The following is a 15,052-nucleotide window of genomic DNA, read 5'->3' as shown; positions in this document are numbered from 1 at the left end:
CGCCCCGGTCTGCGGGTTGAAGAGGCCAAGCTCGATCCGGTAGCAACCGTCTGAAGCGGGCGCGGTGAGCGGGATGCGGCGGATTTCGTGGATAGACTCGCCGGGTTGCCAGAGCCAGACGGGGTAAATGCCGCCCAGGCTCGCCCCGCCCGACAGGCCAGCCACGTTTCCGGCGCAGTCGAGGGCGTTGGCAAAAATGTCTTCGCCCGACGGCGCGTTGACGCGCCAACTGAGCCTGACTTCAATCGTCTGACCCTGCAATCTTGCCTGGGCGTCGGTGAGCCAGATGCGGTCTTCGAATGAGACAACAGCCTTGCCGCTGGCCGGGCGGACGTTGCCCACTTCGAGAAATTGAATGTCGTCGTCGGCGTACTGAACGACCGCCACTCGGTCGGCGGCCCGCACCCGCTCGGCCATCACGTTCCAGTCAAGGTCCTGGCCCCAGGTCGTGAAATAGATGTCTTTGAGGGCCGGGAAGATGAGGGGAAAAGAGACGGCTTCCACTTTGTAAGTGTTGCGAGTATGAATCCAGGCGGCCACTTCCATGTCGGTATATGACGGAACGACGACGACGCCCTCACCTTCAAAGCCGAGCGCGTAGGTGGATTGAACGGGGGCTATCCAATCGGTGGCGTTGACGACGAGCAGTTTGCCGGTTGGGTAGGCGCGAACGTGTTCGACGAACGTCCACAACGGGTCGAGGCCCAGATGATACAGCCGGGCTTCACGAGCAAGGTGAACGATCGGGACTAAGCTGATGGCCGCCACTGCAACAACGGCGGCTCCAGCTTTGGCCGGTGGCATTAGCCGTTCAAGGCGGCGGACGCCTTCGATAATCGTCGCCGCCCACAGAATGGCGGCGGCAGGTGCGGTGTAAACCATGAGCCGGGTGCTGGTCAGCACGTAAGGGTAAGGCAGGGTAAGCATGGCCGGCAGGGCGGCAACGTAGCAGTAGCCCAAACCAAAGGCCAGCCAGCGCCATTTGCGCCCGACGATCCAGGCCAATGTCAGGGTTGCTATTCCCAGGATTCCAACTGCCGCATTGTTGGGCAAGCCGAAATTCATTATTGCTTTGGCTAGAAATTGGGTGGGGAAGGTTAGCCCTTCGAGGAAGAACACTGAGTTCAGGGCGGCGGTTTGCAAGCCGACCCACAAGGTTTCATCCACGACGCGGTCTTTCGGGACGCTCAGCCACCAGGGCAGGTAAATAATGTTGGCGAGCAGGGCGGCGGCAATCACTGCCAGGGCAGTGATCGAACGCTTTGTTTTCAGATCAGCCAGCGTCACTTTTTGTCGCAGGAGGTAAGCGGCATAACATACGGCCATCAGCCCGGCGCTGGTCAAACCGGATTCGTGGCCGAAGGGCGCAAGGGCGGCGAGCGCAACCGCGGCGACGGCCCAGGGCATCCTGGTCGTCTCGACGAACTTGAGCAAACACACACTTGCGCCCAGGCTGATGACGGTAATGACCAGGTGAAAAACGTTGTTGATGGATGGCACGACCTGAGCATTGAACGGAAAGACGCTCATCAATGTCGCCGCCAGCCAGGCGATCAAGTCAGTGTCATCGGTTGCTAACTGCTTTGCCAAAGCTCCTGTCAGCCAACAACTCAGGATAAGGGCGATGAGGTTGATTGCGTGAAAGGGAGAGGGGTTGGTGGGGCCAAACACGATCTCGGTAAGCCGCCACAAAGTGAAGCCAATGGGCCGATAATGGGGTTGCCCAACGCCAGTCGTCCAAACCTCAAACAATGTTTTGCCAAACAGGCCTTTGAGTAGCGGCAGGTCATCCCAAAAGAACGGCAGGGAGAGAGCAGGGCCGTAGAGGGTGAAGGCCAGGATGGGCGGGGTGAGCCAAAAGAGGAGTTTGGTGAGACGCATAAAGGAAATTCACCACAGAGACACAGAGAACACAGAGTTTTAATAGCCGTTAGAGATGCGTGGTGAATCTACTTCCCATCAATCCATTTCGCCGCCAGGGCAGGCAGGTTAGCCAGCGGCCCGTCGCGGCGGGTGCAGTTGGGAAGCGAGTCGATAAAGAGGCGGCCATACCGTTTGGTGATCACCCGGCTGTCGAAGATAACGACCACGCCGCGATCCTGTTTGGAGCGGATGAGCCGACCGAAGCCCTGCCGGAAACGCAGAATGGCCTCCGGCACTGAATATTCCATAAACGAATTTTCAAACGTCTCGGCGCGGGCGGCGATGATCGGGTCGCTGGGCACGTCAAAGGGAAGCTTGGCAATCGCCAGCACCGACAGCGCCTCCCCGGCCACGTCCACACCCTCCCAAAAACTGCGCGTGCCCAACAGCACGGCCTGATCCGCCGAGCGGAAACTTTCGAGCAGTTGGTGGCGCGACGCGCCCTCGGTCTGGTCGTAGACGACGACGCCGGCGCGCTCCAGCGGGCCGCGAATGGCTTGCGCTGTTTGCTTCATCTGAGCGTTGGCCGTGAAGAGGGCCATGGCCCGGCCTTTGGTGGCCTTGCACAGCGCAATCAAGCCGTTCTCCAGCGCGCGCTGGTGGCCCTGCCGGTCGCTGGGTTCGGGGATGTCGTTGATCACATAAAGCAGGGTTGACGATTGATAATCGAACGGGGAGCCGACGGCGACTTCCCCGGCGGACTCGGCATTGAGGCGCTTCTTGAGGTAGTCAAACTCACCCGCTGTTGTTAGAGTCGCCGAGGTGACGATCACCGACTCTTTGTTGCGCCACAAATGTTGTTCGAGCAACGGCCCCACGTTGAGCGGGGCAACGTGCAGAGAAAGCTTCTCGTCGTCGCCTCTCGACTCGATCCAGTAAATTTGCTTCGGGTCGGGCTTGGAGACCAGGCCGTTGGTTTGCGTGGCGAACTCGTCCAGAGTCCGCGCCACCGACGTGAGCTGGCTCATCACATCTTCGCGCTCTTCAATCTCGTACTCCGACAAATCGCTCAGGCCGCCGGCCAGCTTCACCAGCATCTCGCGCACCGGCTTGAGAGCGGCGTCCAGATTGCCCCAGGCCACTTCCACTTCGCTCCAGCCGGACTGTGATCGCACACCGGGCACGATTCGCAGTTGTTGCGCGTAACCCAAGCCGTTGTCATCGCCGCGTTGCGATTTTAGAAACTCGCCGACGATCTGGAAGAAGTTGCCGGTGTGAACCAGCGCGGTTGAAATGGCATTGTACGTTTTCTCGACGTGAGTCTGGACCAGCACGAAGGCTTCGGGCGGGATCGAATCGCGGCAGGCCTTGAGTGTTTGGCCGAGCACGCCGGAGTTAGGGCCGCCCAGTTCTTTGAGCGAGCGTTCGACATCGGACTGGGCGGCGCGGAAGCTGAGACCGTCGGTGGTGGCCGCCTCTAAATGATGACCTTCGTCCACCACCAGATAGTTGTACGCGGGTAAAACCTGGCTCCCGGTGGCAACGTCGGCCAGCAACAGGGCGTGGTTGACGATGATCACGTGAGCCGCCGCCGCCGCTTGTTTGGCCCGATATAACGGACAGATTCCGGCCATTTGCGAGGCGCAACGCTCGTTGGTGCAGTTCTCATCTTCGGCAGACATGCGCGTCCACGCGCCGCGCTCGCCGGGGCCGGAGAGGGTGATCTCGCCCACGTCGCCCGTCCTCGACTCGGGCAACCACACCAGCAGTTTCGCCAACAGCCGCATTTCGTCGGCGTTGCGCGGGCCGCGACGGCGGATGCTCTCGAAGCGGCGGGGACAAATGTAGTTGGAGCGTCCCTTAAGCAAGGCGGCCCGAAAGTCGAATCCCAGCACTTCCCGCAGAGTCGGGACATCTTTGTTGATCAATTGATCCTGCAAGTTAATGGTGTTGGTGGAGACGATGACCCGTTCGTCGTTTTGCGCCGCCCAGTGAATGGCCGGAAGCAAGTAAGCTACCGACTTTCCGGTCCCGGTTCCGGCTTCCACCATCAAATGCCCGCCGTTGTTGAAAGCCTCGGCCACCGCTTCCAGCATTTGCACCTGCTGGGTGCGATGTTCAAACGAGGGGAAATTTTTCTCGAACGCGCCACCGGGCGAGAGCAGGGCGGAGAGAGCGGGCAGGTCGAGCGGCTTGCGCGTTTCGGCAGGCTTGAGGGGGCGCGGGGCGACCGGCTCTTTGTCGGCGAAGAGCGGGCCGGAGACTCGCTCGTGGCTGACCCGCAGCGGGCCGCTCATTTTTTCTTTGGAGCGGGCGGCGAGGGCCTCTTCAAAGAACAAGTCGCCGCCCCACCTGATCTCCTGGCCGACGTTGACGATCTCGGCCAGCACGTCGAGGGGCAGGGCCAGGGCGCGCTCGAACAGTTTGCGATACAGGGCTTGCGAGACGCGAGCATCGTCGAGGGCGCGGTGGGTGGCCGGGAGGATGATGCCGGTGGCCTGAGCCAGCGCGCCGAGGCTGTAGCGCCCCGCGGCGGGCATGAGCACGGCGGCCAGATCGTAAGTGTCGAGCGAATTGTTGTCTTTGAAGAGTCTTTGCTTGTGCAGGAAGCCGAGATCGAACTTGATGCTGTGGCCGACGATGATGCCGTCGCCGACGAACTCGACTAACTTGGGCAGGGCTTCGCGCAGGAGCGGCGCTTTGGCCACCATGGCGTCGCTGATGCCGGTGAGGTTCTCGATGAACTTGGGGATCGGGCGGCCCGGATTGATGAGCGTGGAGTATTCGCCCTCGATACGCTTGGCCGTGAACTTCACCGCGCCAATTTCGATGATGGTGTCACGGTCGGGGTCGAGGCCGGTGGTTTCGAGGTCGAGGGCAACGAAGGTAGTCATTAGAGAATTAGAGAATTGGGGATTGGAGCGACGCGAGGATTATAGCATTGAAGGGTATAAGTCCCCTTGCTTTTTGTTAACCCCACAGGTATTATTGCCTCGAAAGTTATTCGGGAATCAAAAACCGGCGGTCGAGTTTTTCGAGGCCGCCGGTTTTGATGGAACTTTGCCAGTTTAGCGAACTTTGCTGAGCGCCTTGATGCACTTGGCGCATAAAGTTGTCTTCACTGGGCGACCCGCCTGCGCGTCGAACACCGTCACCTTTTGCAGGTTGGGGCGGAAGGGGCGGTTGGTGGCCCGTTTGGAGTGCGACACCGCGTGACCGAATGTCACCGCTTTGCCGCAATTGGCGCATTTTGCCATGTCTGTAATCCCTTTCTCGTGAACAACACTTTCCAAAGAACGGGCGAAATGTTACCACACTTCAGGAAACCAGTCTATGAGTGACGAACCAACCCCGGCGCCGCTGGGAAAAGTCGAAATCTCACCGTTGGCGATCGCTACAATCGCCGCCCACGCCGTCACCCGCTCTTACGGCGTGGTGGGCATGGCCCCCAAAAACCTGGTGGACGGCATCGCCACCACCATCATCAACGACCCGCACAAAGGCATTGACGTTCACGTTGACGAGGGCGCAATCCGCATTGACTTGTATCTCATTGTTGAATATGGCACGCGCATTTCGTCGGTGGCGCGCTCGGCGGCCAACACTGTGCACTTCAGCGTGGAGCGAGCCACCGGCTTGCCGGTGAGCGAAGTGAATGTTTATGTTCAAGGGTTGAGGGTGACTAGCACGGATTGAATCATGGCAACCGATACGATTTCCTTGAAAACCGACATTGAAATGCGCCGCGCTCAGCGGCTGGTGATTCAGGCCGAGAAGCTGTTGACCTGCGACGGCCACGACCTTAAACGCCTGACGGCGGCGGCCCTGGCCTGGCTCACCACCAACTACCAGACCGTCAACGCCCTCAACGTCTTCCCCGTGCCCGACGGCGACACCGGAACCAACATGTTGCTCACCATGCAGGCCGCTTACAAAGAGATCGAAAATAAAGACGAAGGGCACGTAGGCAAAGTGGCCCAGGCCGTGGCGCATGGCGCGCTGATGGGCGCGCGCGGCAACAGCGGCGTCATCCTCTCCCAAATCTGGCGCGGCTTCGCCCGCGGCATTGCCGACCGGCAGAAGTTCGTGGCCGAAGACTTCGCCCACGCCATGCGCCAGGCCACCGACACCGCCTATCGCGGCGTGGTCAAACCGGTGGAAGGCACGATCCTCACCGTCTCTAAAGATGCGGCGGTGGCCGCCGAAGTGGCCGCCGCCGACAGCGACGACCTGCGCTGGATTCTGGAGCGCGTAGTGGCCGCTTCCTATGACTCCGTTGCCAAAACGCCCGACCTGCTTCCCGTGCTCAAGCAGGCGGGCGTTGTCGATTCCGGCGGGCAGGGACTCGCCATTGTCTTCGAAGGCATGTTGCGTTACTTGCAGGGCCTGCCGCTCGACATCGCTCCCATTACCCAGATCAAGCCCCTCGACCTGGCGGCAGTGGGTGTGGCGATGGAAGCGGTTGAACCCGGACAGGATTGGGAAGTGGTGGTGGACTTCCGGCCCCGCGCCGAACTCGACCTGCCCAGCTTCTACAATCAACTTGAAACTATCGGCACCTCCATTCAAGTCGGCGCCGGCGAAGACATTTATCGCGTTCACGTTCACCTGCCCAAAGAGAAGCGCCACGAGCCGATTGAACTGGCCGAGACTCTGGGCACAGTCGTCAACGTCCACATGGAAAACCTGCTGGCCCAGATGGACGATATTCAAAACCAAGCCGGCGGCAAAACCAAAGTGGAAATGGATGAAGGGCAGATCGTCGCCGTCGTCGTCTCGCCCGGCCCCGGCTTTGATCGCATCTTCAGCGGCAAGGCGGTGGCCCTGGTGTCTGGCGGCCAAACCATGAACCCCAGCACCGCCGACATCCTGGCCGCGTTTGAAGACCTGCCAACCGACAAAGCTCTCATCCTGCCCAACAACAAAAACATCCAACTCGCCGCCCAGCAAGCCGCTGAAACCACCGTCAAAAACGTGAAAGTCATTCCCACCCGCACCGTGCCGCAGGGCATCTCGGCCATGCTCTCATTTGATCCGGATGGCGATTTGGACGAAGTAGCCGGAGCGATGGAAGGGCGAATCGGCGACGTTGACACGGGCGAAGTGACGACCGCCACCCGCACCGTAGAACTCGACGGGGTGGCCGTCACTGAAGGGGAAATCATCGGCCTGCACAACGGCAAACTCGCCTGCGCCGAAGCCACGCCCGAAGCCGCCGTGCTCGAACTGCTGGCGCGCATGAACGCAACCGACCGTGAGTTGCTGGCCTTGTTTTACGGCAACGGCCTCACCCGGGCCGAAGCCGAGTCCGTCGCCGCCGCCGTCTCCGAAAAATACGAGCAGTTGGAAATCGAAGTTCATCACGGCGGGCAACAGCACTATCACTATATTTTTTCGTTGGAGTAGCTCAACAATCAATACTGAATACCCAATACTCAATAGCGCCCTTTATTGAGTATTGATTATTGAGTATTGAGTATTGCCTCTTATGCCCCGCGTCCGCATCGTCACCGACAGCACCGCCCATTTTGAAGACCCCGACTTCCCCCGCCAGCACAACGTCTCCATCGTGCCGCTCACCATCCACTTCGGCAAGGACTCGTTTCGTGACGGCGTCAATATCAACACCGAAAGCTTTTTCAACCTGGTCGAAACTACCGGCCTCTTGCCCACTGTGGCCTCGCCCACGCAAGAGCAGTTCGCCGCCGTTTACGAAGAGATCACCAGGACGAGCGACTCCATCGTCTCCATTCACCTTTCCAGCAAGCTGGGGCGTGCCTGGCGCAACGCCAGCGCCGCCAGCGAGCCGTTGCTGGGCCGGTGCAACATCCAGGTTATCGATTCGCTTTCCACTTCGATGGGTCTGGGCTGGCTGGTGGAAGCCGCCGCGCGGGCGGCAGAGGCCGGTGAATCGGCGGACGAGATCGTCCGCATTGTGCGCGGCCTGACCTCGCGGCTGTACATTGTCTTTTTCGTCGAGACGCCCACTTTCTTGGCCAACAGCAAGCGCTTTGGCAAGGCTCAAGCCGCCCTCAGCCCCATGCTGGGCATCAAACCCTTTCTGGCAATTGAAGATGGCGACATTGTAGCCATGGAAAAAGTGCGAAGCCGACAGCAGGCCGTCGAGAAGCTGGTCGAGTTTGTGGCTGAGTTCTCGGCGCTGGAGAATCTGGCCATTCTGCAACACGCGCCCGGCGTGAGCGACGAGAGCCGCCTCTTGCTCAACCAACTGGCGATTGATTTTCCGGGACGCAAGTTTCCGGTGGTGACATACGGCCCGTCGCTGGCAACCTACATTGGGCCGGAGGCGATGGGCGTCATTGTGTTTGAAGGAGAGGACAATGACGATTAGCCTCGTCACCGACAGCACCGCCGACGTGCCCGCCGACCTGGTCGAACGATTCGGCATTCGCGTCGTACCAGCCGTCGTGGTCATGGGCGGCCAGACGTATCGCGACGGCCTGGACATGACCCGCGACGAGTTTTACCGCCGCCTGCCGACAATAGATCCTCTGCCTTCCACCGCCGCTCCCGCCGCCGGAGAATTTGAAGAGGTTTACGACTCGTTGCCTGACGGCCCCATCATCTCTCTGCATTTGGCCGCCGCCTTCAGCGGCATCTTCAACGCCGCCCGGATCGCGGCGCAAAAGTTTGGCGACCGGGTGACGGTGGTGGACACCGGCACGGTGAGCATGGGCATCGGCTGGCAGGTGATTGCCGCCGCCGAGTCTGCCGCAGGCGGCGCGCCCCTGAACGCCGTGCTGGCGTTGATTACCTCCGTCCGCCGCCGCCTGAAAATGTTCGCCTTGCTCGACACCCTCGACAACTTGCGGCGCGGCGGGCGCATCAGCCTCATTCGCGCCTCGATTGGCACGATTCTGCAAGTGAAGCCTTTGCTAGACATCGGCGAAGACAAGCTGACTCCCGTTTCTCAGGAGCGCACTCGCCGCAAGGCCCAGGCCGGGCTGATCTCGCTCGTGCAATCGTTTGGTAGCCTGGAGCGGCTGGCCGTGCTGTACAGCGACAACGGCGACCTGGGAGTTGAACTGCTGGAGCGCCTCAAACCGCAAGCGCAGACACCGCCCTTGCTCATTCAGGCCACGCCAGCCCTGGGCACGCACGCTGGAACGGATGCGGTTGGGGTGGCGTTGGTGACGGTATAATTCACCTTGATGACAAACCCATTCGAGACTCTCCGTAAGATTTTACAAAATGAAGCGGCGCGTGGTTACGACAACAAAGGCATGGTGGGCGGCATTGACAAGTTCATTCCCGCCTTTGAACAGCAAGCCCGCAACGCCGGCCTTGACGAAGCGCTGATTGCCGATGTGGTCGCCTGGATGAAAAATTATCAGGCGACGCCGCTGGATGACCGGGCGAAGGCGATGAGTGACTTGCTGGCCCGCCTGCCGGTGGCAACGACAACACCCCCGACCCCTCGACCTGCCGCTCAGCCGCCAGCCCGGCCTGCGCCCTCCAGGCCAGCGCCGACTCAACAACCGAGCCAACAACAACGACCGCCCGAAAGAAGCGAGCGGCGACAAGAACCGACGCAACCTCCCCAGCAAGCGGCGGCTTCCCCGGCGCAAGCCGTCGTTCGTCCACCAGAACCGAGTCCTAAACCCAGGCCGCCGAGTCCGCCACCGCCGCCGCGCCGCAGGGCATCAGCAAGCGGCGCACTTGCGCGTCCGGCCCTTGGCCCCGAACCCTCTGGTGTTGGCCTCGATGCGCCGCTCACCGTTTTGCGCGGTGTCGGTCCCGAACGGGCCGAGAAACTAAAGAAGCTGGGCCTGAGCGCCTTGCGCGACGCGCTCACCTACTTCCCGCGCCGCTACGTGGACTACTCGCAACTCAAGACAATCAATCGCCTTGAGTACGGCGAAGAAGTGACCATCATTGCCACTGTTTGGGAGAGCTACGTCAAGCGCACTCGAAGCGGGCAGTCGCAAATGGTGACGGCGGTGCTGAGCGACGGCACGGGCGCGATTGAGTTGACGTGGTTCAACCAACCCTGGCTGGTGGACAAACTGTCTCAGGGCAAGCAGGTGCAGGTGGCCGGGCGGGTGGATCAATACCTGGGCCGCCTCACGCTCCGCACCCCTCAACTGGAGGACGTTGACACCGACTCGCTCAACTCTGGCCGCATCGTGCCCATCTACAATCTTACTCAAGACATCACCGGGCCTTTGATGCGGCGCTGGATGTTTGAGGCAGTGGGCTACACCGCCTCGCGCGTGCCCGACCCTCTGCCGGCTGGCATCCGCGAGCGCGCCGCTTTGATTAATTACACCGACGCGCTTCTGCAGATTCACTTTCCCGACAGCCCGGAACTGCTGAACGCCGCCCGCAAACGGCTGGCCTTTGACGAACTGCTGTTGCTTCTGTTCGGCATTCGCCGCCAGCGGGCCGAGTGGCAATCGGCAGTGAGCCAGTCGTTGACGATCGCTGACGAGCAACTTAACAGCACAGTGGCGACTCTGCCTTACGCCCTGACCGGCGCCCAGACTCGCGCTCTGGCCGACATTCGCGGCGACCTGGCCGGGACTCGACCGATGAACCGCCTCTTGCAGGGCGACGTCGGTTCTGGCAAGACCGTGGTGGCCGCGCTGGCGATGTCGGTTGCCGTGAACAGCAACGCCCAAGCCGCCCTCATGGCCCCGACGGCGATTCTGGCCGAGCAACATTATCGCAACATTTCCAAATTGCTTACATTCGCCGAGACACCAAGTGTCTCTGAGACACTTGGTGTCTCGGCCATCGCGCTTCTTCTCGGCTCAACCCCTGATTCCGAAAAGCAAACCATCTATGCTGGCTTGCGCGATGGCTCCATCAAGATCGTGATCGGCACTCAGGCATTGATTCAGGACAAGGTAGAGTTCGCCAATTTGGGGCTGGTGGTGGTGGATGAGCAACATCGCTTCGGCGTGGCCCAGCGGGCCAAACTGAGGGGCAAGGGCGGGAATCCGCATCTCTTAGTCATGACGGCCACCCCGATCCCGCGAACGCTAGCCCTCACCGTCTATGGCGATCTCGATCTCTCGATCATTGACGAGATGCCGCCGGGCCGTCAGCCCATTGAGACTCGGGTGGTCTATGTCAATGAGCGCGAGCGGGCCTATGCTTTCTTGCGTTCGCAAATTCAGCAGGGGCGGCAGGCGTTTATCATCTGCCCGCTCGTCGAAGAGTCGGACAAGATTGAAGCCAAAGCCGCCGTGGACGAACACGCCCGTCTCCAGTCGCAGGTTTTCCCCGACTTGCGCTTAGGGCTACTTCACGGCAGAATGAAGCCCGACGAGAAGGACGAGGTGATGACCGCCTTCCGCGCCGGCGAGAACCACATTCTGGTGTCAACGTCGGTGGTGGAAGTGGGCGTGGACGTGCCAAACGCCAGCGTGATGCTGGTGGAGGGCGCGAACCGTTTTGGCCTGGCGCAATTACATCAGTTCCGGGGCCGGGTGGGGCGCGGTGAGCACAAGTCGTATTGTTTGCTGGCCTCCGACCTGGGGATGGATTCTAAAGGCGAAGGCGACGCAAGATTGAAGGCGATGGAACAGACACAGGACGGCTTCGTGCTGGCCGAGAAGGATTTGGACTTGCGCGGCCCCGGCGAATTTTTGGGCACGCGTCAGGCCGGGTTCGGCGATCTGCGGCTGGCTAAGCTCACCGACCTGCCGCTCATTAATCTGGCCCGAAGAGAGGCCGAGACGCTCTTCACCGCCGACCCGAATTTGGAGAAGCCGGAGCATGCCCTGCTGGCCGAGAAGCTGGCCGCGTTTTGGCAGGGACTTGATGGGGCAGGAGACGTTAGCTAATGGGCATCACCGCCATCTTTCCAGGAACGTTTGACCCGATTCACTATGGGCATATTGATATTGCCAACCGAGGGGCCGCGATTTTCGACAAGCTGATTGTGGCCGTCTACGACAAGCCGTTGAAGTCGTTGCTGTTTTCGCCCGAAGACCGGCTGTCGCTGGTTCGGGCGGTGTTCAACAATCACTCGAATATTGAAATTGTGGGCTACAGCGGCCTGACGGTGGACTTTTGCCAGCAGGTTGGGGCCAAAGTGATCTTGCGCGGCTTGCGGGTGTTCTCCGACTTTGAGCACGAGTTCCGCATGGCCCTGGCCAATCATCGCCTGTCGCCGGAAGTGGAAGTGTGCGCGCTGGTCACCCGCGAGCAACATACGTTCTTGAGTTCGACGACGGTGCGCGAGATTGCGGCCCTGAGCGGCAATGTGAGTTCGATGGTGCCGCCGGTGGTGGAAGAGGCTCTTAAACGGCGGTTCAAGGAACTGGGCGACGGCCAGACCGTCGTGCCGATGACGGCCTTGCGTGATTAGAATAATCTTAGAGTGCGTCTGAAAAATCGCTCTGGCAACCAAAACAAGCCCCCTGAGCTTGTCGAAGGGTGCGAAGTCGGCCCGGCTCGGCCCGCTTCGACAGGCTCAGCGTGCCTGGCTTGAATTTTCAGACGCTCTCTTACGGCCAAGTAGTGATCAGGACGCGGATGAACGCAGATGGAACGCTGGTTTTCGCTGATCATTTTCGGAAGGAATCTGCGTTCTAAATTGTAGATTGATGGGAGAACAACTATGGACATTCTTCATCTCGTAGACCGGCTGGAAGAACTGGTGAACAGCGCCCGGCAGGTGCCGCTGACGCACAATATTGTGATTGACGAAGACCGGTTGATTGACCTGATCGATCAGATGCGGGTGTCAATCCCGGACGAGGTGAAGAAGGCCCAGAAGACGCTGGCCGACAAGGATAAGATTATGGCTCAGGCCAAAGAGGAGGCCGAGCGTACGCTGATGGTGGCCCGCGAGGAGCGCGAGAAGATGCTCCTGCGCGAGAACGTGGCCATCGCCGCCCAGAACAAGTCCGACCAGATCATCGAGCGGGCCAAGCAGGAGGCCGAAGCCATTCGCGCCGACGCCGACAGTTACGTGCTGGAGAGCCTCACCGACCTGGAAGGCCAGCTTGAGCGCAATTTGCAACAAGCACGCAACGGCATCAATGTGATTCGGGCGAGGAGGGGGATTACGGAAGGCGGGGGGAGTTAGAATAAGGACGCTTCGCGAGAATGTTTCAAACCTAAAGAGTTTTGAGGATTGAAAAGACCCTCTGCCATGTCATTCCGAGATACCTTGTTCAGTATGAAAGCCTAGAAACTTCGATGCCAGAAATGAGGTGTAGCCGCAAGTGTATACAATTCTGAACATTCTTTTCTTCTCATTAATAGCAATATTCGCAGGAAACTTTGCTTGCCAGTCATATGTAAAAAGCAGGCTAGAAAACGATGGTGAGTGGAAGGCTCGCGGTAAATATGATGCTTATAGAGAAGGCTGGCAAAGAGCTGACAAGTTGGACATCAAAAACATCATGTGGTTGTGGCTTGTCCTACAACGTCTAATGTTGGTTGACCTTTTACTATTTGTCGGGGCACTTATTCTCAATGGAAGAAAATAACTGACAATTTTTTTCTTCAACCTGAACTTCTAACTCCAACCCTCCCCAACCCTATCTTCCCCATGCTATAATCCCCCCGCTCAAAGCTTAATTCGCGTGAACGGCAGAAAGACCAGGCGTTCACGCATCAGGAAGGAACTCCCTCGTTGAAAATTGAACAAACACCCCTTGAGACCTGCGAAGTCCAAATGACGGTTGAAGTGGACGCGGAGCAGGTGGACAAGGCCAAGCGCGCCGCCGCCAAACGGCTGGCGCAAAAATACAACATCCCCGGCTTCCGCAAGGGCAAGGCCCCTTACGAAATTATCAAGCGCCAGTTTGGCGAGGGGGCGGTGTGGGAAGAAGCGCTCGACGAACTCGGCCAGAGAGTCTACCAGGCCGCGCTCGAGGAAACCAAGCTCGACCCGATCGCGCCCGGCGCGCTGACCGATGTCAAACTCGAGCCGGTCGTCTTCACCTTCAACGTGCCGCTCAAGCCTGAAATTGACCTGGGCGCGTATCGTTCGACGCGCTTTGGCTACACCCCGGCCATGGTGAACGAAGACGCCATCAATGAAGCGCTGGAAAGTATGCGCGAAACGCAGGCCGTCCTGGAGCCGGTGGAGCGGCCTTCTCAGTTGGGCGACGTGGTCAAGCTGGACATTAAAGCGGCGGCGATGTTGCCGGCGACGGCGAAAGACGAGCCGGACGTCCCCACTGAAGAGGCGGCCAAACCGGAAGAGGCCGGTGAGGCCGCCGACCCGGCCTCCACCGAGTCGGTGGTTGAACCGTCCGGCCCGGTCGAAGAATTTCTAATGGACGACAAGGATGTCGAAGTTTTGCTCGACAGCAAAGTAGATTGGCCGATGCCGGGCTTCAACGAAAAAGTGCTTGGCATGAACGTGGGCGACGAGCGCCACTTTGAGTTGGTCTTCCCCGACGATTATGCCAACGAACAGTTGCGCGGCCAGACGGCCAAATTTGACGTGAAGTGCAACGATGTCAAGCTTCGAACTTTGCCCGAGTGGGACGATGAACTAGCGAAGTCGCTGGGTGATTATGAGTCGCTGGCCGACATGCGAACCGAAGTGGGCGATGACCTGCTGAGGCGGGCCAAGCGCCGGGTTGACGACGAGTACAGCCGGGCGGTGATGGACACGATTGTGGCCGGGGCGATGATTAAGTATCCGCCGGTTTTGTTGAAAGAAGAAGTGGACGGGCTGGTGGAAGACCTGGATCGCCGCTTGCGCGAGCAACGCCTGACGCTCGAAGACTACATGAAGATTCAAGACCTGACGACAGAGAAACTCAGGGAGGATCTCCAGCCGACGGCCAACGAGCGCCTGCGCCGAGCACTGGTTCTTAGCAAAGTGATCGAACTGGAGAAGGTGGAAGTGTCGCACGAGGAGATTGACGAGCGCATTGCCCTCATGGTGACTCCTTTCGGGCCGGACGCCGAGAAGTATTTGAAGATTCTGAACACTGAGAACGGCCACCGCTCGGTGCGGCTGGACTTGTTGAGCGAACGGGCCGCCCAACGGCTGGTGGCAATTGCCAAGGGCGAAGCGCCGGAGATTCCCGAAGCAACTGCCGAAGCTGAAGCTGTCGCCGAGCCTGAAGTCCTGGTCACTGACCCGCTTATTACTGAGGCCATTGAACCGCAGGCTGAAACGCCAGAGGCAACGCCTGCCGAGTAGCCAAACGGCTAGGCAGGTTGTTAGCAATACTCTAACAGTCGGCGT

At 59.7% G+C, this 15,052-nt stretch carries 12 protein-coding genes; 9 read left to right on the top strand and 3 right to left on the bottom strand.

Annotation, left to right across the window (positions count from 1 at the left end):
• The 3 genes from HYZ49_05465 to HYZ49_05455 form a co-directional block, all read right to left on the bottom strand.
• Positions 1-1,881, bottom strand: a 1,881-nt coding sequence (locus HYZ49_05465) for a hypothetical protein (protein MBI3241725.1), incomplete at its 3' end; no start/stop codon positions are given.
• Between the two features lie 68 nt (positions 1,882-1,949).
• A complete protein-coding gene (locus HYZ49_05460) occupies positions 1,950-4,757 on the bottom strand; it encodes a DEAD/DEAH box helicase (GenBank protein ID MBI3241724.1) in 2,808 nt (935 codons plus the stop codon).
• A 174-nt stretch (positions 4,758-4,931) separates the two neighbouring features.
• Positions 4,932-5,120: a 50S ribosomal protein L28 gene (locus HYZ49_05455; protein ID MBI3241723.1), complete on the bottom strand. Its 189-nt coding sequence runs from the start codon at positions 5,118-5,120 to the stop codon at positions 4,932-4,934.
• Between the two features lie 76 nt (positions 5,121-5,196).
• Between HYZ49_05455 and HYZ49_05450 the strand changes: the two genes are divergently transcribed.
• The 9 genes from HYZ49_05450 to tig all read left to right on the top strand — a co-directional run bounded on the left by HYZ49_05450 (position 5,197) and on the right by tig (position 15,007).
• Positions 5,197-5,559, top strand: coding sequence for an Asp23/Gls24 family envelope stress response protein (locus HYZ49_05450; GenBank protein ID MBI3241722.1), 363 nt, complete (start codon positions 5,197-5,199; stop codon positions 5,557-5,559).
• A 3-nt stretch (positions 5,560-5,562) separates the two neighbouring features.
• A complete protein-coding gene (locus HYZ49_05445) occupies positions 5,563-7,269 on the top strand; it encodes a DAK2 domain-containing protein (GenBank protein ID MBI3241721.1) in 1,707 nt (568 codons plus the stop codon).
• 82 nt (positions 7,270-7,351) lie between these two features.
• Positions 7,352-8,215, top strand: a complete 864-nt coding sequence (locus HYZ49_05440) for a DegV family protein (protein MBI3241720.1) — start codon at positions 7,352-7,354, stop codon at positions 8,213-8,215.
• Positions 8,205-9,026: a DegV family protein gene (locus HYZ49_05435; GenBank protein ID MBI3241719.1), complete on the top strand. Its 822-nt coding sequence runs from the start codon at positions 8,205-8,207 to the stop codon at positions 9,024-9,026. Before HYZ49_05440 ends, HYZ49_05435 begins: the two co-directional genes overlap by 11 nt.
• A 9-nt stretch (positions 9,027-9,035) precedes the next feature.
• Complete coding sequence (gene recG / locus HYZ49_05430) at positions 9,036-11,675, top strand: ATP-dependent DNA helicase RecG (GenBank protein ID MBI3241718.1); 2,640 nt, start codon at positions 9,036-9,038, stop codon at positions 11,673-11,675.
• Complete coding sequence (coaD, locus tag HYZ49_05425; protein MBI3241717.1) at positions 11,675-12,202, top strand: pantetheine-phosphate adenylyltransferase; 528 nt, start codon at positions 11,675-11,677, stop codon at positions 12,200-12,202. Before recG ends, coaD begins: the two co-directional genes overlap by 1 nt.
• Before the next feature lie 252 nt (positions 12,203-12,454).
• A complete protein-coding gene (locus tag HYZ49_05420) occupies positions 12,455-12,925 on the top strand; it encodes a hypothetical protein (protein MBI3241716.1) in 471 nt (156 codons plus the stop codon).
• Between the two features lie 139 nt (positions 12,926-13,064).
• Complete coding sequence (locus tag HYZ49_05415) at positions 13,065-13,331, top strand: hypothetical protein (protein MBI3241715.1); 267 nt, start codon at positions 13,065-13,067, stop codon at positions 13,329-13,331.
• 146 nt (positions 13,332-13,477) lie between these two features.
• Positions 13,478-15,007, top strand: coding sequence for a trigger factor (gene tig / locus HYZ49_05410; protein ID MBI3241714.1), 1,530 nt, complete (start codon positions 13,478-13,480; stop codon positions 15,005-15,007).
• The last annotated feature ends 45 nt before the right edge of the window (positions 15,008-15,052 follow it).

It is taken from the genome of Chloroflexota bacterium (assembly GCA_016197225.1).
GTDB lineage: Bacteria > Chloroflexota > Anaerolineae > Anaerolineales > VGOW01 > VGOW01.
The sequence above is the reverse complement of the archived record's forward strand: the minus strand, read 5'-3'. Positions and strand labels throughout refer to the sequence as shown.